At 74.7% G+C, this 17,733-nt stretch carries 15 protein-coding genes; 10 read left to right on the top strand and 5 right to left on the bottom strand.

Going from position 1 to position 17,733, the window contains the following annotated elements; all coding sequences use genetic code 11:
• Positions 1-6: 6 nt before the first annotated feature.
• Positions 7-624 (bottom strand): cysteine dioxygenase, encoded by a 618-nt coding sequence (locus tag ABD353_RS04060; RefSeq protein WP_344622058.1) that lies wholly within the window; start codon positions 622-624, stop codon positions 7-9.
• Between the two features lie 706 nt (positions 625-1,330).
• On the opposite strand from ABD353_RS04060, the gene ABD353_RS04055 reads away from it, so the two are divergent.
• From ABD353_RS04055 to ABD353_RS04045, 3 genes are all read left to right on the top strand, one after another.
• Complete coding sequence (locus ABD353_RS04055; protein ID WP_030276170.1) at positions 1,331-1,606, top strand: WhiB family transcriptional regulator; 276 nt, start codon at positions 1,331-1,333, stop codon at positions 1,604-1,606.
• Between the two features lie 295 nt (positions 1,607-1,901).
• On the top strand, positions 1,902-5,825 hold the full coding sequence (locus tag ABD353_RS04050) for a glycosyltransferase (RefSeq protein ID WP_344622057.1): 3,924 nt from the start codon (positions 1,902-1,904) through the stop codon (positions 5,823-5,825).
• A gap of 6 nt (positions 5,826-5,831) precedes the next feature.
• Positions 5,832-7,535, top strand: a complete 1,704-nt coding sequence (locus tag ABD353_RS04045) for a DUF5719 family protein (RefSeq protein WP_344622056.1) — start codon at positions 5,832-5,834, stop codon at positions 7,533-7,535.
• 12 nt (positions 7,536-7,547) lie between these two features.
• Here the strand turns inward: ABD353_RS04045 and ABD353_RS04040 are convergent, their stop codons facing one another.
• A complete protein-coding gene (locus ABD353_RS04040) occupies positions 7,548-7,997 on the bottom strand; it encodes a metallopeptidase family protein (protein WP_344622055.1) in 450 nt (149 codons plus the stop codon).
• Positions 7,998-8,081: 84 nt separating this feature from the next.
• On the opposite strand from ABD353_RS04040, the gene ABD353_RS04035 reads away from it, so the two are divergent.
• The 5 genes from ABD353_RS04035 to ahcY all read left to right on the top strand — a co-directional run bounded on the left by ABD353_RS04035 (position 8,082) and on the right by ahcY (position 12,828).
• The gene (locus ABD353_RS04035; RefSeq protein ID WP_344622054.1) at positions 8,082-8,498 is read left to right on the top strand and encodes a DUF3499 domain-containing protein; all 417 of its coding nucleotides are present in this window, start codon (positions 8,082-8,084) and stop codon (positions 8,496-8,498) included.
• Positions 8,499-8,628: 130 nt separating this feature from the next.
• Positions 8,629-8,811, top strand: coding sequence for a Trm112 family protein (locus ABD353_RS04030; RefSeq protein ID WP_263105126.1), 183 nt, complete (start codon positions 8,629-8,631; stop codon positions 8,809-8,811).
• Between the two features lie 34 nt (positions 8,812-8,845).
• Positions 8,846-10,012 carry an SIS domain-containing protein gene (locus tag ABD353_RS04025; RefSeq protein ID WP_344622053.1) on the top strand — a complete coding sequence of 389 codons (1,167 nt, stop codon included), beginning with the start codon at positions 8,846-8,848 and terminating at the stop codon, positions 10,010-10,012.
• Positions 10,013-10,128: 116 nt separating this feature from the next.
• Complete coding sequence (locus tag ABD353_RS04020) at positions 10,129-11,103, top strand: cation diffusion facilitator family transporter (RefSeq protein ID WP_344622052.1); 975 nt, start codon at positions 10,129-10,131, stop codon at positions 11,101-11,103.
• Positions 11,104-11,379: 276 nt separating this feature from the next.
• Positions 11,380-12,828, top strand: coding sequence for an adenosylhomocysteinase (gene ahcY, locus ABD353_RS04015; protein WP_344622051.1), 1,449 nt, complete (start codon positions 11,380-11,382; stop codon positions 12,826-12,828).
• A 111-nt stretch (positions 12,829-12,939) separates the two neighbouring features.
• Here ahcY and ABD353_RS04010 read toward each other — a convergent pair whose 3' ends face one another.
• Positions 12,940-14,016 carry a hypothetical protein gene (locus ABD353_RS04010; protein ID WP_344622050.1) on the bottom strand — a complete coding sequence of 359 codons (1,077 nt, stop codon included), beginning with the start codon at positions 14,014-14,016 and terminating at the stop codon, positions 12,940-12,942.
• Positions 14,013-14,543, bottom strand: coding sequence for a SigE family RNA polymerase sigma factor (locus tag ABD353_RS04005; RefSeq protein WP_344622049.1), 531 nt, complete (start codon positions 14,541-14,543; stop codon positions 14,013-14,015). Before ABD353_RS04005 ends, ABD353_RS04010 begins: the two co-directional genes overlap by 4 nt.
• 97 nt (positions 14,544-14,640) lie before the next feature.
• Here ABD353_RS04005 and ABD353_RS04000 point away from each other — a divergent pair, with 97 nt between their 5' ends.
• Complete coding sequence (locus ABD353_RS04000; protein ID WP_344622048.1) at positions 14,641-15,291, top strand: hypothetical protein; 651 nt, start codon at positions 14,641-14,643, stop codon at positions 15,289-15,291.
• 19 nt (positions 15,292-15,310) lie between these two features.
• Here the strand turns inward: ABD353_RS04000 and ABD353_RS03995 are convergent, their stop codons facing one another.
• Positions 15,311-16,282, bottom strand: a complete 972-nt coding sequence (locus tag ABD353_RS03995; RefSeq protein ID WP_344622047.1) for an RDD family protein — start codon at positions 16,280-16,282, stop codon at positions 15,311-15,313.
• Positions 16,283-16,393: 111 nt separating this feature from the next.
• On the opposite strand from ABD353_RS03995, the gene ABD353_RS03990 reads away from it, so the two are divergent.
• A complete protein-coding gene (locus ABD353_RS03990; protein ID WP_344622046.1) occupies positions 16,394-17,398 on the top strand; it encodes a stage II sporulation protein M in 1,005 nt (334 codons plus the stop codon).
• Positions 17,399-17,733 lie beyond the last annotated feature (335 nt).

Raw genomic sequence — 17,733 nt, 5'->3', positions numbered from 1 at the left:
GGGCGGCTACCGCGGTTCGGGCTGGTGCTCCGGCACGGCGGCGGCGCCGTACTGGTTCATCTCGACCAGGCCGGGCGTGTAGAGGTGGACGGAGACGGCGGGCTCCAGCGCGGCGTTGACCATCTCGTGCAGGTAGCCGCCGGAGAAGACCCGCTGCGTGCCCGGTCGCAGCACCCGGGTACCCTCGCCGGCCGCGGTCAGGGACCGCTCGGTGAGTTCGCCCTGCACGACGGCCATCACGCCGGCGGAGTCGCCGTGGTCGTGGAACCCGCTGCTCTGGCCGGGCAGCCAGCTGAGCAGCCAGACCTCGTAGCCGGGGCCGGTCTCCAGCCGGGCGTACCAGCGGGTGAGCGCGTCGTAGCGGACCAGCGGCTCCCAGCGGGCGCGGTCGGCGGCGATCTCGCGCACCAGTCGGGCCCGGTCGGCGACGGTGACCGGGGCGGCCGGGTGGCGCGGCAGGTCGGTGCGGGCGAGGTGGGGGAAGGCGAGCGGGTCGCCGGCGATGGAGACGTCGCTCAGGCCGTCGGCCCAGGGGTGCCGCGGGGCGGCGATGCGCACGGCGGTGCGGGTGGTGACGAGTGCGTTCTTCTTGCGGTCGCGGTTGCGCGGGCGGAGGCGGGGCATTCGCACGGGAGTCCTCGGATCGGCCGGGGTCGGTCGGGTGGTGAGCCGATCCGCGGTGGTTCGGGGACGTGTCGCGCGGGCGGCCTCGATGTTCGGGCTGTGTGCGGCGCGCGGTGGGACGCGTGCGCCTAGATACAGCAGGAACAGAGGCGACAACAGAGCTGGTTCGAGGCAGCCCGCGGGGCGGCCTGGCGGCCGACGGGGCGGGAGACGAACCGATACATGGGGGACAGGAGACCTCACCCGTGGGTCCGGTGTCAACCCGATCTCCGGGACATTCAGGACGGATCATGCACCAACCACCGGATGGAGTGATAAATCACCCTCTAGGTTTCGATGCGAAGATCGCCGGGAAGGCAGCCCGGTACCCGGGCAACCGGGCCGCCTCCGCGGGCGTCTTCTTGATCGGGAGCAGGTTCCGGCCCGATCGCCGGGACCGCCTCGGCGGGGCCGGCCGGTGCTGACCGGACGTCAGATACCGGATACCTTTGGGCGGTTACGTCTGCTCCAGGGCAAATGTCCGGGTTGTCCGGATATGTACACTATTGGTAGCGGCTTGGTTCCGGGGAGTGAATCCTCGACCCAATACCAGAGCTCGGCTTGACTGGGCCAGAGCGGCGCAACTGTAATTTCACTCGTGTCGTTCCGCCGCTCAGGCAACGGCAACACCACGGGGACGCCAAGAGGGGCAGAGGAGGCGCGCCAGATGAGCGAGCTCTTTGAGCTTTTGATCGGTGACGGCATCGCAGAGGACGAAGAAGAGGAACTCGGCTGGCAGGAGCGCGCACTCTGCGCCCAGACCGACCCGGAGTCCTTCTTCCCCGAGAAGGGCGGCTCGACCCGCGAGGCCAAGAAGGTCTGCCTCGCCTGCGAGGTTCGCTCCGAGTGCCTGGAGTACGCCCTCGCCAACGACGAGCGCTTCGGCATCTGGGGCGGTCTCTCCGAGCGCGAGCGCCGTCGGCTCAAGAAGAGCGCGGTCTGACGAACCGAACCCCCCAGCAGTGCCGGGCGCCCCACCGGTCGGTGGGGCGCTTTCGCGTCCCCGTGCCCGTCCTTCCCCTGTACCGGCGGCGCCCCCGCGAGGCGGAGCCGTTAGTGTGGTGCGCCATCCGGATGCTCGCCATCCGGCGCCCGCGCACCGCCGCCCGCCCCGCGGGTACCGGCCACCCCGGTGGACCGGGCCCCACCGGACGGCGCGCGCACCACCCGCCGTCGTCCACCGGCTGCGTCCGCCGAAGGCTGCGTCCGCCGAAGAACCCCTGGGGCCCGCGAACTCGATGACTGCCTACAGCCACCAGAGCGGCTTCTCCGCTGCCCGGCCACCCGCGTACCCGCGGCACCTCGTCACCGCCGTGATCGTCTCGCACGACGGCGCGCGCTGGCTGCCGCAGGCCCTCGCCGGCCTGCTCGGCCAGGACCGGCCCGTCCAGCGCGTCCTCGCCGTCGACACCGGCTCCACCGACGCCTCGCCGCAGCTGCTCCAGGACACCCTCGGCGACTGGCTGCCCGAGAGCGGCCCGCTGGTGCTCGGCCGCCGCTCCGGATTCGGCAACGCGGTCGCCCAGGCCGTCTTCAACAGCCCGCCGCTGCGCCCCGAGGACCTCCCGTACAGCCTCGACCCCTCCGGCTACGACCCGGTCACCGGCGGCTGGGACGACTACGACGACCCGCTGGGCCGGCAGGAGGACGGCCTCGGCCGCACCGGCCCGCGCGAGGTCCACCCCACCGAGTGGCTCTGGCTGCTGCACGACGACTGCGAGCCGCAGACCGACGCGCTGCGCCGGCTCCTCCAGGTCGCCGACTCCACGCCCTCCGCCGCCGTGGTCGGCCCCAAGCTGCGCAGCTGGTACGACCGCCGGCAGCTGCTGGAGGTCGGCGTCACCATCGCCCGCTCCGGCCGCCGCTGGACGGGCCTCGACCGCCGCGAGCAGGACCAGGGCCAGCACGACCAGGTCCGCCCGGTGCTCGCCGTCTCCAGCGCCGGCATGCTCGTGCGGCGCGACGTCTTCGAGGAGCTCGGGGGCTTCGACAAGGCACTGCCGCTGATGCGCGACGACGTCGACTTCTGCTGGCGGGTCAACGCCGCCGGCCACCGCGTCGTCGTCGCCCCCGACGCCGTGCTCCGGCACGCCGAGGCCGCCAGCCGCGAGCGCCGCGCCATCGACTGCGGCCCCGAACACCCGCACCGGGTCGACAAGGCCGGCGCCGTCTACACCCTGCTCGCCAACTCCCGCGGCGCGCTCTTCCCCTACGTCCTGCTCCGGATGATCCTCGGCACCCTGCTGCGGGTGCTCGCCAACCTCGTCGGCAAGGACCCCCGGCAGGCGTACGACGAACTCGCCGGCCTCAACCACGAGCTCATCCGGCTGCCCCGGCTGCTGCTCGCCCGCAAACGCCGCAAGCGCACCCGCTCCGCCGACGCGCTCGACGACCGCAGCCTCTTCCCGGCGCCCGGCGCCACCGCCCGGCTCGCCGTCGAGACCGCGATCTCCTCGCTCGGCATCGGCCGCGGCGACGACCACGGCGCCGGCCGGCACGGCTCGGTCGAGTCCGGGCCCGGCGACGACGACGCCGACGACCTCGTCGTCGAGCAGTTCGTCCTGCTGAAGAAGCTCGTCCGGCGCCCGGCGCCGGTGCTCTTCGCCGCCCTGCTGGTGTTCGCCCTGGCCGCCTGCCGCAGCCTGCTCGGCACCGGCGACCTCTCCGGCGGCGCCCTGCTCCCGGCCTCCGACGGCCTGGCCGGGCTGTGGAGCACCTACGCCGGCTCCTGGCACCCCGTCGGCACCGGCTCCACCGCCGCCGCCCCGCCCTACCTGGCCGTGCTCGCCGTCCTCTCCGGGCTGCTGTTCGGCAGCGCCAACCTGGCGCTCACCCTGATCGTCGTGCTGTCCGTGCCGCTCGCCGCGGTCAGCGCCTACCTGGTCTCCCGGCCGCTGATCGGGTCCAAGATCGTCCGGGCCTGGGCCAGCGCCACCTATGCGCTGCTGCCCGCCGCCACCGGCGCGATCGCCCAGGGCCGGATCGGCACCGCCGTGTTCGCCGTCCTGCTGCCGCCGCTGGCCCGCGCCGCGGCGATCGCGGCCGGCCTCGGCATCCGCAGCGAGAGCGCCGCCAAGGGCGCCCGGCCCGGCTGGCGGCCGGTCTGGATGACCGTCTTCATGCTCACCCTCTCCACCGCCTTCGTCCCGCTCGCCTGGGCGATCGCGGTGCCGCTCTGCCTCGCCGCCCTCGCCCACGCGGTGCTGCGCGGCGGCGCGTTCGGCTCCGGCGGCACCGCGCTGCGGCTGCTCGGCCTGCGCGTGGTGGTCATCCTCGGCGTGCCCGTCCTGGTGCTCGCCCCCTGGTCGCTCCAGGTGCTGACGCACCCCTCGCGGCTCCTGCTGGAGGCCGGCGTCCCCGTCTTCAGCGGCCACGCCGCCACCCCGCTCGGCCTGCTGCTCGCCAACCCCGGCGGCTCCGGCACCCCGCCGGTCTGGCTCTCCGCGGGCGTCGTGCTCGCCGCGCTCGCCGCGCTGCTGCGCGCCGACCGGCGCCGCGCCGTGCTCGCCGCCTGGGGCGCCGCCGGCGCCGGCCTGGTCTTCGCCGTCGCCGTCGCCGGCACCACCGTCATCCCGGCGTCCGGCGGCCCCGGCACCGCGGCCTGGGCCGGCCCGGCCACCCTGCTGACCGGCGTCGCCCTGCTGGCCGCCGCCGCGATCGGCGCCGACGGCGCCAACGCCCGCGTCTCCGGCATCGCCTTCGGCTGGCGGCAGCCGGTCGCCGCGCTCGTCCTCGCCAGCGCCGTGCTCGCCCCGGTCGGTACCGCCGTGTGGTGGGCGATCGCCGGCGCCGACGGCCCGCTGCAGCGCACCCGCGAGTCCCAGCTGCCCGCCTTCATCGCCGAGCAGGCCGGCACCACCGACCGCTCCCGCACCCTGGTGCTGACCGGCAAGGCGGACGGCAGCGCCGTCGGCTACGCCCTCGTCCGCGACGCCGGGCTGACCCTCGGCCAGGCCGAGGCCACCGTCGACGCCGCCGCCACCCAGGGCCTCACCGGGCTCACCGGACGCCTGCTCGCCGGATCCGGCGGCGACCAGGCCAAGGCGCTCGCCGCCTACGGCATCGGCTACGTCGAGGTGAAGGACCCGCTGACCGCCAAGGTCCGCGACGTGCTCGACACCACCCCCGGCCTGTCCCGGCTGAGCCGCGACAACGGCATCGCCATCTGGCAGGTCACCGGCGCCCCCGCCACCCGCGCGGTCGTGGTCGCGCCCAAGGGCGGCGGCACCACGCCGCTGCCGTCCGGCGCCCACGACATCGTCACCGACCTCCCGGACGGCCCGGCCGGCCGCGTGCTGCGCATCGCCGAGCAGGCCGACCCGAAGTGGCAGGCCACCCTGGACGGCCGCGAGCTGGAGGCCGCCGCCCTGGACGGCGACTGGGCCCAGGCCTTCAAGCTGCCCGCGCAGGGCGGCCGCCTGGAGGTCACCCGCACCGGCAGCCTCCCGCACACCGGCTGGATCGCCGGCCAGCTGCTGCTCGGCGTGGTCGTGCTCGTCCTCGCGCTGCCCGGTCGGCGCAGCACCAAGGACGACGACCTGCCCGAGGACGTGGTGGCCGCCCAGGCGCTCGCCGCGGCCGCCGAGCCGCCCGCGCCCGGCAGCCGCCGCGCCCGCCGGATGGCCGAGCGCGGCGAGGCCGACGGCACCGAGGGCGACACCGGCGTCTACGCGGGCATCCCGCAGCAGGGCGGTGCCGACGGCCCGGGTGCCGACGACTACGCCGACCCCTACCAGGCCGACCCGTACCAGAACGGCTTCCAGGACGCGTACGGCTGGGACCGGCAGGACGCCGAGGACCCGGACGGCCGGGGGACCGAGTACGACCAGCAGGGCTACGAGCAGCAGCAGGGCTACGAGCAGCAGGGGTACGACCAGCACCAGGGCTACCCGCAGGGCTACGAGCAGCAGCAGGGGTACGAGCAGCAGGGGTACGAGCAGGGCGGCTACCAGCAGCCGCAGCCCGGCTACGACGGCACCCAGTACGCCGACCCGTACGCGCCCTACGGCTACGACGGCCAGCAGTACCAGGGCTACCCGCAGGAGCAGCAGCCCTGGGTGCCGGGCCAGCAGACCGGCGAGCCGTACTACGACCCCGACGGCGGCCAGCAGGACGGATACACCAACGGCGGTCACCCGCACCACCACGGAACGGGGAACTGACCCGCGATGAAGAAGCCCAGCATCAAGGCCGCCGGCCTCAAGAAGCCGAGCCTGCCCGAGATCAAGAAGCCCAGCTTCGACGGCCTGCCCGGCGGCAGTCGCACCGGCCGGTCGCTGCTGGCCGCGGTGGCCGTGCTCGGCGTGGTCTTCGGGATCGCCGAGCTCCGCCCGCCGGCCGACCCGTCCACGGCCGGTGCGCCGGGCGGCGCCACCACCGCGCAGGTGGAGCGCAGCACGCTGGTGTGCCCGCCGCCGATCCAGGGCCTGTTCGCCAACACCGACCTGACGCTGTACGACCCGGCCGGCGGCAAGGCGGAGGGCGGCACCGCCTCGCTCTCCGACGTCGCGCCGCCGGCGGGTGCCACGGCGAAGCCCTCCGGCAGCGGTTCCGCCCAGCCGTCCGGGAGCCCCTCGGCGAGCCCGTCCGGCAGCGCGTCCTCGAAGCCGTCCGGCAGCGCTTCGGCCAAGCCGTCCGCCGGCGCCCCGGCGGCTCCGGCCGCGGGCCCCCGGCTGACGCTGGCCAAGCCGGGTGTCCCGGTCACCGGCCGCGGTCTCGCCGGCGACACCGCGCCCGGCACGGTGGCCACCGCCGAGGGCGCCTTCGCCCCCGGCTTCGGCCTCTCGCAGACCACCACCTACCTGGACCAGGCCCGGGCCGGCCTCTACGGCCTGGACTGCGCGCCCTCCGGCACCGACTTCTGGTTCGCCGGCGCCAGCACCGCCCAGGGCCGCGACGACTACGTCAACCTGGTCAACGCGGACTCCGCCCCGGCGACGGTCGACATCCGGCTGGTCGGCGCGAAGGGCGCGATCGACGTCGAAGCGGCCAACGGCATCACCATGGCCCCCGGCAGCTCCCAGCGGGTCCGGCTGAAGTCCCTGCTCACCACGGCGGTGGAGCCGGACCTCGCGGTGCACGTGGTGGTGCGCGACGGCCGGGTCGGCGCCGCGCTCAACGTCTCCGACGAGGGCAAGGGCGGCGACTGGGTGGCCGCCTCCGCGGCGCCCGCCGCCGTGCAGGTGCTGCCGGGCCTGCCGGCCGAGCTGGCCTCGGCCCGGCTGATCGTCGCCGCCCCGGCCGACGACGACGCCGACCTGAAGATCCAGATCTCCGGCAAGAACGGCTGGTTCACCCCGGCCGGCAAGGAGAGCCTGCACGTCAAGGCGGGCATGGTCGCCGCCCTGGACCTGGGCCCGTTCGAGCACAGCGAGGCCGGCGCGATCCGGCTCAGCCCGAGCGACCCGGCCCACCCGACGCCGGTGGTCGCCGCCGTCCGGGTCGACCGGGCGAACAACGGCAAGGCCGACGCGGCCTGGATCAGCGCGGCCGGCCCGATCGGCAAGCGCGCCGGACTGGCGGACAACCGCGGCGGCGGCGCCACCACGCTCTACCTGACCGCGACGGGCTCCGCCGCGGCGAAGGTCAGGCTCACCGCGTCCGCGGGCACCGGCGGCGGCACCCCGGCGACCAAGGAGGTCGACGTCCCGGCCGGCAGCACGGTCGTCGTGCAGAACCTGGAGCCGGCCGGCCTGAACGGCGTCTACGGGATCACCGCGGAGACGGTCTCCGGCGGCCCGGTGGTCGCGGCCCGGATGCTCGCCCTGCCGCAGAAGGACGTCCCGATGTTCACGGTGCAGGCCTTCCGGGACGACCACAGCACCGTCACGGTGCCGTACGCGCAGAACGACCCCGGTCTGGTGCTGCGCTGAGCGGAGGGGCGGTCAGTCCTCGTCGTAGCGGGGGTCGATGGCGTCGGGCGACAGCCCGAGCAGTTCGGCCACCTGCTCGATGAGGACCTCGTGGACGAGCGCCGCCCGGTCCTCGCGCAACTTCGCGCGGATCTCGATCGGGCGGCGGTACACCACGATCCGGCTCTTGCGGCCCTGCGCGGCGGGGACGACCCGGCCGAGCGGCACGCCGTCCGGGTCGGACTCGCCCCGGCCGGGCAGCGGCACCTCCTGGACGGCGAACTCCACGTCCACCAGCTGCGGCCACCGGCGCTCCAGCCGCTCCACCGACTCGCGGACGTAGTCGTCGAACAGCTCGGAACGGGTCAGCGAGATCGGCACCTGCGGCGGTGCGAGCGGTCCGCGCAGGCCGCGGCCGTGCCGGTCCCGGTGGCGCGCTCGGCGCTGCCCACCGGCCGGTGACGGAGGTGTGGGGCTGTCCATATCAGTGTCGAGAGTAGTCCCTGACCCGGCCGGAGCGGACCACCCCGGGGCCGGTGCGGCGGCGACACGGAACGCCCGGCGGGGGTGGGTCGTCGCGGCCCGCCCGGGAGTGCTGTACCGTCCACCCTCGTGAGCTCTGTACGTCGTTGTTCGCGGACCGCGTGCGGCCGGCCGGCCGTGGCGACGCTGACGTACGTCTACGCGGACTCCACCGCCGTGCTGGGCCCCCTCGCGACCTACGCCGAACCGCACTGCTACGACCTGTGCGCCGAGCACGCCGAGCGGCTGACCGCTCCGCGCGGCTGGGAGGTCGTCCGCCTCGCCGCCGACGCCGGCCCCGTCCGCCGCACCAGCGACGACCTGGAGGCGCTCGCCAACGCCGTCCGCGAGGCGGCCCGCCCGCAGGAGCGCACGCCGCGTCAGGGCGGCACCCACGACGCCGACTCCGGCGAGATCGGCAGGCGCGGTCACCTGCGCGTCCTGCGCTCCCCGGACAACTGACCGAGGGCCCGGGAGGCACGTCGGCGACCGGGCGCCCGATGATCTGACGACAGCCCCGCCACGGCCGGTAGTGTGGCTGTCGGCCGCGTTGGCCGCACCGCACACCGCACGAATCTGGAGCCCGACGTCCATGAGCCTGCCGTCCTTCCTGCTGGAGATCCTGGTCTGCCCGCAGTGCCACGCGCCGCTCGCCGAGAGCTCCGACCGGGACGAGCCGGAGCTGCGGTGCACCGGTGACACCTGCGGCCTGATCTACCCCGTGCGCGACGAGATCCCCGTCCTGCTGGTCGACGAGGCCCGCCGCCCCTCCTGACCCCCGCCCGGTGAGCCCGTTGGAGGCCGGCCGCATGCTCGACGACACCCTGCTCGACGATCCGGCCGCCCTGCAGCGCGCCGACCGGCAGCACGCCCTGCTGGCGCTGGCCGGGGCGGGCGCCCGGATCCGCACCGCCGTCCGGCTCGCCGACGAGGCCGGACTGGCCTCGCTGCGGCCCGAGGGCCGGCCGCGCACCCTCCTGGTCGCCGGTCACGGCAGCGCGCTGACCGCCGCCGAAGTGCTCGCCGCGGTCGCCGTGCCCGCCTGCCAGGTGCTGCCGCTCGGCCCCGCCGAGGCCCGCCGGGGCACGCCGGACTCACTGGCCGCGGGGCTGGCCTGGCAGCTGCCCGGCTGGGTCGGCCCGCTCGACCTGCTGGTCGTCAGCAGCGCCTCCGGCCTGGAGGGCGGCCTGATCGGCCTCGCCGAGCAGGCGTACGCACGCGGCTGCGCGATCGCCGTCACCGCTCCGTCCGGCAGCCCGCTCGCCCAGGCGGCGCTGCAGGTCCGGGCGCTGCCGCTGCCGTTCGCGCCGAGCGCGGTCGAGCCGTCCGAGGACCACGAGGGCGAGCCCGACCTGCCGGCCGAGGACCCGGGGGCGCTCTGGGCGCACCTCGCCCCGCTGATGGCCCTCGCCGACCGGGTCGGCGCCGCCCAGCTGCCGGCCGGCTCCATGCAGGGCGTCGCGGACCGCCTCGACGAGGTCGCCGTCCGCTGCCGCCCCGACTCGGCCGCCTACCTCAACCCGGCCAAGGGCCTGGCCGCCCAGCTCTCCGGCACGGTGCCGCTGGTCTGGGCCGACGGTCCGGTGCCGAACGCCGCCGCGACCCGCTTCGCCGCGATGCTCGCCGACCGGGCCGGCCTGCCCGCGCTGCCCGGGCCGCTGCCGCGGACGCTGACCGCCCACCGCGGCATGTTCGTCGGCCACCTCGGCGCGGGCGCCGACCCCGACGACTTCTTCCGCGACCGGGTCGACGAGCCGGAGCCGCTGCAACTGCAGGTCGTGCTGCTGCGGCACACCCCCGGCCGTCCCGAGGACGCCGACCCGGGCTTCGCGGTCTCCCGCGCCCGCCGGCTGGCGCAGGCCCACGACGTGCGGCTCACCGAGTACACCAGCACCCTGGACGACCCGCTGCAGGCGCTCGCCGAACTCACCGGCCCGACCGACTTCGCCGCGGTCTACCTCGGCCTGGCCCGCTGACGGCCGCCGTCCCGCCCTGACCGGAGATCAGGCTTCCGGTCCGGGCGGGATACTGTGTGCGCTCGACAGCTGAGCCACCGGCCGTAGAGGCCCAGTCGGAGGGACCGGACCACAGCATGAGCACCGAAGGCGGCACCAAGGCACTGGTCGCGGCGCTGTCCGCGAACCTGGCGATCGCGGTCGGCAAGTTCACCGCCTTCGCCTTCACCGGGTCCTCGTCGATGCTGGCCGAGGGCGTCCACTCGGTGGCCGACTCCGGCAACCAGGTGCTGCTGCTGATCGGCGGCAAGCGGTCCACCCGCGAGGCGAGCGAGCAGCACCCCTTCGGGTACGGCCGCGAGCGCTACGTCTACGGCTTCCTGGTGTCGATCGTGCTGTTCAGCCTCGGTGGCATGTTCGCCGCCTACGAGGGCGTCGAGAAGATCATCCACCCGCACGAGCTGCGGGACTGGGGCTGGGCGGTCGGCGTCCTGGTCTTCGCCGTGGTGATGGAGGGCTGGTCCTTCTGGACGGCCTTCCAGGAGTCCGCCAAGGCCAAGGGCTCGCTCGGCTGGTCCGAGTACATCCGCCGGGCCAAGGCCCCCGAGCTGCCGATCGTGCTGCTGGAGGACAGCGGCGCCCTGATCGGCCTGGTGCTCGCCCTGCTCGGCGTCGGGCTCACCGTCATCACCGGCAACGGCGTCTGGGACGGCATCGGCAGCCTGTGCATCGGCCTGCTGCTGATCGTCATCGCGCTGGTGCTCGCCTCCGAGACCAAGTCGCTGCTGATCGGCGAGTCCGCCGACAAGGAGGTCGTCGCCGAGATCCGCGACGCCCTGGTCGACCACGACACCGTGACCGACGTGATCCACATGCGCACCCTGCACGTCGGCCCGGAGGAGCTGCTGATCGCCGCGAAGATCGCGGTCAACGCCGAGGACACCGCCGCCCAGGTCGCCGCCGCGATCGACGCCGCCGAGGCCCGGGTGCGCCGCGCCGTCCCGATCGCCCGCGCCATCTACCTGGAGCCCGACATCTACAGCGCCGAGAAGGCCGCCGCCGGCCCCGACCCGGAGGCCACCCCGGGCGGCCCCGGCCCCGACCGGCACTGACGGTCCGACACCCCGGCCGCCCCGCGCACGGACCGCGCGGGGCGGCCGAAAACCGTGCCCGGCTTGCTCGTGGCCCGGCCGCCCGGTCCCCGGCTCGGTGTAGATTCGTCCCCAGAGCCAAACGTCGCTGCTGATGGCGGTCGATCGGGGCCGGCGCCCCGGTCGAGGGAGAGAGGTCCTCCGACGGATTGTGCCGCGCAGCAGAGTGCCGACCAGTGGCCGCTCTGCGGCCAAGCACACCCGTAGACAGGCCCCCCGCAGCGAGGAGCATCCCGCATGTCGTCCCTTCTCAACGGTGACTTCAAGGTCGCCGACCTCTCCCAGGCGCCGTTCGGCCGCAAGGAGATCCAGCTCGCCGAGCACGAGATGCCCGGCCTGATGTCGATCCGCAAGGAGTACGCGGCCTCCCAGCCGCTGGCCGGCGCCCGGATCACCGGCTCGCTGCACATGACCGTGCAGACCGCCGTCCTCATCGAGACGCTGACCGCGCTCGGCGCCGAGGTCCGCTGGGCCTCCTGCAACATCTTCTCCACCCAGGACCACGCCGCCGCCGCCATCGCGGTCGGCCCCGAGGGCACCGTCGAGGCCCCCGCCGGCGTCCCGGTCTTCGCCTGGAAGGGCGAGACCCTGGAGGAGTACTGGTGGTGCACCGAGCAGGCGCTCACCTGGCCGAACGGCCAGACCCCGAACATGATCCTCGACGACGGCGGCGACGCCACCCTGCTGATCCACAAGGGCGTCGAGTTCGAGAAGGCCGGCGAGGCCCCGGACCCGTCCACCGCCGACAACGACGAGTACCGGATCATCCTCGAGCTGCTCAACCGCACGCTCACCGAGTCCCCCGCCAAGTGGACCGAGATGGCCTCCACCATCAAGGGCGTCACCGAGGAGACCACCACCGGCGTCCACCGCCTGTACGAGATGCACCGCGACGGCAAGCTGCTGTTCCCGGCCATCAACGTCAACGACTCGGTCACCAAGTCGAAGTTCGACAACAAGTACGGCTGCCGCCACTCGCTCATCGACGGCATCAACCGCGCCACCGACGTCCTGATCGGCGGCAAGGTCGCCGTCGTCTGCGGCTACGGCGACGTCGGCAAGGGCTGCGCCGAGTCGCTCCGCGGCCAGGGCGCCCGCGTCATCGTCACCGAGATCGACCCGATCTGCGCGCTGCAGGCCGCGATGGACGGCTACCAGGTCGCCACCCTGGACGACGTCGTCGAGACCGCCGACATCTTCATCACCACCACCGGCAACAAGGACATCATCCTCGCCTCCCACATGGAGCGGATGAAGCACCAGGCCATCGTCGGCAACATCGGCCACTTCGACAACGAGATCGACATGGCCGGCCTCGCCAAGCTCCCCGGCGTGGTGAAGACCGAGGTCAAGCCGCAGGTCCACGAGTGGCGCAAGGCCGACGGCCGCACCATCATCGTGCTCTCCGAGGGCCGCCTGCTGAACCTCGGCAACGCGACCGGCCACCCGTCCTTCGTGATGTCCAACTCGTTCGCGAACCAGACCATCGCGCAGATCGAGCTGTTCACCAAGACCGCCCAGTACCCGATCGGCGTCTACGTCCTGCCGAAGCACCTGGACGAGAAGGTCGCCCGCCTCCACCTCGACGCCCTCGGCGTCCGGCTCACCACCCTCACCCAGGAGCAGGCCGACTACATCGGCGTCCCGGTCGAGGGCCCCTACAAGCCGGAGCAGTACCGCTACTGATCCCGGCCCGCGCCGACCCCGGTCGGCCGCCCGCACCACGACGTGCGCCCGGTGCCCCCCCCGGCACCGGGCGCACGCCCGTTCCCCCCTCGGCCCGCTCGGCCGATCCGCTCAGACCGTGCCGCGCTCCCACGCCGCCGGGTCCGTGCCGACCGCCACCACGTGCGGGAACCAGCCCGCCACGCCGCCCACCGCGTCCAGCGCCCCGTTGCTCCCGACCTGCACGCACAGCATCAGGCCGTCGCGCTCCCGGCAGGACGCCGGGTCGACCGCGCCGCCCGACCCCGGCACCGCCCGCGTCCGGGGCAGCCAGTCCGTGCCGACCGGCACCACCGTGGTGCTGAACGCCTGCGTCGGTGACACCGAGACGGTCAGCCGCAGCCACCAGTCACCGGAGCCCGACACCGGCCGCAGCAGATCCGCGCCGGTCACCGCGTACGCCGCCGGCACCCCGGTCAGCCGCACCGGCAGCGGCACCGCCCGCCGGCCGAACGCCACCTTCTCCGCCACCCGCCGCGGCAGCGCCTCCCGCTGGTCCTGCGGCACCGAGGAGGAGGTCAGCTCCGCCCACCGGCCGTCCGCCGTGCGCCAGCGCAGCACCGTCGGCCCGTCCGACCGCTCCTCGGACACCACCCAGTACGCCTCCCGGCCGCCCACCGGCGCCGTCGCGCGGAGCGTCTCGGCCCTGCCCGGCTGCTGCTCCAGCTCCGGAGTCACCCCCACCGGGTACACGACCAGCGCGAAGCGCATCCCGCCGCCCGCCGCGTCGCCCGAAGCCTGCACCAGCGCCCCGTTCGCCCCCGACGAGTAGCGCACCGCCCGCACCTGCTCCGGCAGCCAGCCGAAGTCAGCCTCCACCGACAGCGGCGCGAACCCGTCCGCGGCCGGCGCACCCGCACCCGGACCCGGTACGCCCGGACGCGGCGTCACCGAGGGCGCCGCCGACCCGGCCCCCGGTCCCGCCGGACCGACCGGCGCCGCCGACCGGCCGCCCACCCCCGCCGCCACCGAACTGCACACCAGCAGTACCGCGGCGGCCGCCCCCCACACCGACATCCGCCGCCGGGCCACCCGGCCCCGCCCCTGCCGCACCGCCGCGCACACGTCGACGCCGCTCGGCGGCGCCGCCGACTCGGCCAGCTCCGCCAGCCCGGCGACCAGCTCCTGCTCCGACCTGACCCCGCTCACGCCTCCGCCCCTCCCGCCCGAGCAGGGACCACCCGGCGGCGCAGCGCCGCCAGCCCCCGCGAGGTCTGGCTCTTCACATTGCCCGTCGAGCAGCCCAGCACGTCCGCCGTCTGCTCCACCGTCAGATCGCAGTAGTAGCGCAGCACCACCGCCGCCCGCTGCCGCGGCGGCAGCGACGAGAGTGCCTGCCGCAGGTCCAGCGACGCGTCCAGGTCCGCCGCCACCACCGCACCGGCGTCCGGCTCGGACCCGACCGTCCGGATCCGCCGCCACCACGGCGACCGCTGCTCCGCCAGGTACGTGTTCACCAGCACCGTCCGCGCGTAGCCGTCCCGGTTCTGCACCTGCCCGACCCGCGACCAGTTCGCGTAGAGCTTGGTGATGCTCTCCTGCACCAGGTCGTCCGCCCGGTGCCAGTCCGAGCACAGCAGGTACGCGACCTTCCGCAGCCAGCCCGCCCGGGAGGCCACGTACTCGGTGAACTCGGCGTCGCGCACGTGCCGCGCGGAACCCGCCGTCCTCCCCATCGAAGGCCCCTCCTCCCACGTCCCGGCGGTACGCCCCGCACCGCCCGCCCCCCTGATGCAGCCGGGACCCGAAAAGGTTGCACGTAGGCTTCGGGCCATGCCCAACGGCCGCTACTCCCTGCACACCGACACCGGCCCCGCCGGCCACGGCCCCGCGCTGATCGGCGAGGAACGCTTCAGCTGCGCCCCGGGCCCGGCCGGCTGGCGGTACGTCTCCAAGACCTACGCGCCCGACGGCAGCGTCCTCGCCGCCACCGACCTCACCCTCGACTCCCGCTGCCGCCCGCTGCGCATGGAGCTCCGGGCGGGCGGCTGGCAGGTCCGGGGCGGCGCGGTCGACGGCGTCGCCTGGGTCCGGGCGGCCGCCGACGACCCGGCCGGGGACAGCGCCGTGGAGGGCCACGACCGGGCCCACGGCTTCACCGGCACCTCGCCGGCCTTCCTGATCGCCACCGCCCGGCTGCTGCGGCTGGAGCCGGGAGCGAGCACGCGGGTGCGCCTGGTGGAGCTCACCGAACCCGTCCTCGCCCCGCGCACCGTCGACCAGGGCTGGCAGCTGGCCGGGGTCGACACCCACGACACCGACAGCGGGCCGCTGCTCGTCGAGCGCTACACGGTCGCCGACCTCGCCACCGGCGAACAGCGGGCCGTCCACATCGCCGGCGACGTGGTGCTCTCCGCCCCCGGCGTCGAACTGGAGGAACTGCAGTCCCCGCCCAACACCTGGCCGGACCGCTTCACCGGCTGAGACCGGAGCCCGCGCCCGGTCAGGACGGCGGGGCGAAGCCCGTCGACGGCGCCGGGGGCGCCTGCGGCGGGACGGGAGTCTGCTGGGGAGGCAGCGGCGGCGCATACGGGGCCGGCGGGGCCTCCGTGATCGGCGCGATGTGCGGGACCTGCGGTGCGTACGGGCCCGGTGCGGGAGCCGCCGCGGGAGCCGGACCGCCCGGGGCGGGGGACTGCTGCCGGCGGGCCGCCTCGGCGGCCCGCTCCCACTCGCGCCGCTGCCGCTCGGTGAGGACGGCCGACAGGTAGGCCGCCGGATGCACGCCGTACGGCACCGGACGGCCCGTCCGCCCGGCGAGGTCGGCCGCGAGCCGCTCCGCCATCCCCGCCGCCACCGCCGGGTCGAGCTGGCCGAGCCGGCCCAGGAACTGCCGCACCGCCAGCCACAGTCCGTCCGGCACCGCCGAGAAGTCCAGTGCCACCAGCTGCTCGCCGATCGCGTGCAGCAGCGCCGGGGGAGCCGCCGGCAGCGCCGACTGCGCCCGCGCGGCCTGCGGCAGCCGCTCCCGCACCACCAGCGTGCCCGCGAAGACGTCGCCCAGCCGGCGGCCCTGCGGAGAGACCAGCGAGGCGATCACGGCCACCGTGCCCACGGACATCTGGATCTCCAGCACCGAGACCAGCCCGCGCACCAGCGCGTGCCGGAAGCGCACCGGCCCGCCGTCCGTCCGTACCACCCGCAGGCCGAGTGCCAGCTTGCCCAGCGAGCGTCCGCGCGACAGCGTCTCGACCAGCACGGGCAGCCCCAGCAGGAAGAACACGCTCAGGCCGAGCACCACCGCAGCGGCGGCCGCCTCGTCCAGCGCCGGCAGCGCGGCGAGCACCACCGTGCCGGTGACCATCAGCGCCACCGTCTCCACGGCCAGGTCCAGGGCGATCGCCAGTGCCCGGCTGGGCACCTTCGCCGCCCGCAGCCCCAGGACGACGGCCTCGCCCGTCACCAGGTCGCTCACCGCGTCCCCCCATCCGTTCCGTTCGTGATCCCCGGCGGCCAAACATACGGCCGCCCGCCTCTGGCAAGCTAGGCCAGCCCCCGCCCTCGCCGCCCCGTGGAAGTGAGCCGCATGGACCTGGACGTCTTCGTCGCCTCGCACCAGGAGGAGTGGCGCCGACTGGAGACCCTGAGCCGGCGGCGCAGGCCGAGCGGCGCCGAGGCGGACGAGCTCATCGCGCTCTACCAACGCGCCACCGGCCACCTCGCCCAGGTCCAGACGGCCGCACCCGACCCCGTCCTGGAGGGCCGCCTCACCACGCTCGTCGCCCGCGGCCGCAGCGCCGTGACGGGCGCCCGCACCTCCTCCTGGCGGGACGCAGGCCGCTACTTCACCGTCGGCTTCCCGGCCGCCCTCTACCGCGCCCGCTGGTGGTGGATCCCGGTCGGCGTCCTCTCCCTGCTGCTCAGCGCCCTCATCGCCTGGTGGGTCTCCAGCCATCCCGAGGTCCGCGCCAGCCTCGGGGCGCCCGAGCAGCTCCGCGAGATGACACGCCCGGGCGGCGGCTTCGAGGCGTACTACTCCGAGCACCCGGCCACCTCCTTCGCCTTCCAGGTGTGGACCAACAACGCCTGGGTCGCCGCCCAGTGCCTGGTCTTCGGCGTGCTGCTCGGCATCCCCGTGCTCTGGGTCCTCTTCGGGAACGTGATGAACCTCGGGATCGGCCTCGGCCTGATGTCCTCCGCCGGCCGCCTCGACCTCTTCCTCGGACTGCTGCTCCCGCACGGCCTGCTGGAGCTCACCGCCGTCTTCGTGGCGGCCGGCGTCGGCCTGCGCCTGGGCTGGACGGTCGTCGACCCGGGCCGCCGCACCCGCTCCGCGGCCCTGGCCGAGGAGGGCCGGGCCGCGATCGGCATGGCCATCGGCCTGGCAGCGGTGCTCATGGTCACCGGCGCCATCGAGGCCTTCGTGACCCCCTCCGGCCTGCCCACCTGGGCACGGATCTCGATCGGCGTCACCGTCGAGGTGTTGTTCCTGCTGTACGCCCTGGTGCTCGGCCGCCGCGCCGCTGCCTCCGGCGAGTTCGGCGACGTGGAGGCGGCCGACCGCACGGACCTCCAGCCCGTCGCGGCCTGAGACCGGCCCGGCGCCTGGTACGCTCTTGATCATCCCGAAGACCATTGACGTGGATTTGACGGGCTAGTAGGTTTGAACGGTTGGGGATGGCTGGACAACGGCCGGAACCAGGCGTAGTGTCTACGACACCGTCGAGCCAGGGCAGAGCGTCCGTTCGGACCGCCACCCGGCGAAGACAAATCCCGGGACTGAGCACTCCGAAGCTTTTGATAAGCTTCTGTGCGAAGTCGAAGGAAATCCCCCCAGTGGGAATCCGAGAAACAAACGGTCGGTAAAACGACCGGGCGCGGATCTGATAAGCTGGAAACACGAAAGAGCGAAACGCCCGGAGGGTC

It is taken from the genome of Kitasatospora arboriphila (assembly GCF_039528095.1).
Lineage (GTDB): Bacteria > Actinomycetota > Actinomycetes > Streptomycetales > Streptomycetaceae > Kitasatospora > Kitasatospora arboriphila.
Note: the sequence above shows the minus strand (reverse complement) of the source record. Positions and strands in the feature narration are given on the sequence as shown.

What these genes read in the sequence shown, in the direction of transcription:
- ABD353_RS04060 (WP_344622058.1), bottom strand. Translation starts at nt 624, where the DNA reads ATGCCCCGCCTCCGCCCGCGCAACCGCGACCGCAAGAAGAACGCACTC.
- ABD353_RS04055 (WP_030276170.1), top strand. Translation starts at nt 1,331, where the DNA reads ATGAGCGAGCTCTTTGAGCTTTTGATCGGTGACGGCATCGCAGAGGAC.
- ABD353_RS04050 (WP_344622057.1), top strand. Translation starts at nt 1,902, where the DNA reads ATGACTGCCTACAGCCACCAGAGCGGCTTCTCCGCTGCCCGGCCACCC.
- ABD353_RS04045 (WP_344622056.1), top strand. Translation starts at nt 5,832, where the DNA reads ATGAAGAAGCCCAGCATCAAGGCCGCCGGCCTCAAGAAGCCGAGCCTG.
- ABD353_RS04040 (WP_344622055.1), bottom strand. Translation starts at nt 7,997, where the DNA reads ATGGACAGCCCCACACCTCCGTCACCGGCCGGTGGGCAGCGCCGAGCG.
- ABD353_RS04030 (WP_263105126.1), top strand. Translation starts at nt 8,629, where the DNA reads ATGAGCCTGCCGTCCTTCCTGCTGGAGATCCTGGTCTGCCCGCAGTGC.
- ABD353_RS04025 (WP_344622053.1), top strand. Translation starts at nt 8,846, where the DNA reads ATGCTCGACGACACCCTGCTCGACGATCCGGCCGCCCTGCAGCGCGCC.
- ABD353_RS04020 (WP_344622052.1), top strand. Translation starts at nt 10,129, where the DNA reads ATGAGCACCGAAGGCGGCACCAAGGCACTGGTCGCGGCGCTGTCCGCG.
- ahcY (WP_344622051.1), top strand. Translation starts at nt 11,380, where the DNA reads ATGTCGTCCCTTCTCAACGGTGACTTCAAGGTCGCCGACCTCTCCCAG.
- ABD353_RS04005 (WP_344622049.1), bottom strand. Translation starts at nt 14,543, where the DNA reads ATGGGGAGGACGGCGGGTTCCGCGCGGCACGTGCGCGACGCCGAGTTC.
- ABD353_RS04000 (WP_344622048.1), top strand. Translation starts at nt 14,641, where the DNA reads ATGCCCAACGGCCGCTACTCCCTGCACACCGACACCGGCCCCGCCGGC.
- ABD353_RS03990 (WP_344622046.1), top strand. Translation starts at nt 16,394, where the DNA reads ATGGACCTGGACGTCTTCGTCGCCTCGCACCAGGAGGAGTGGCGCCGA.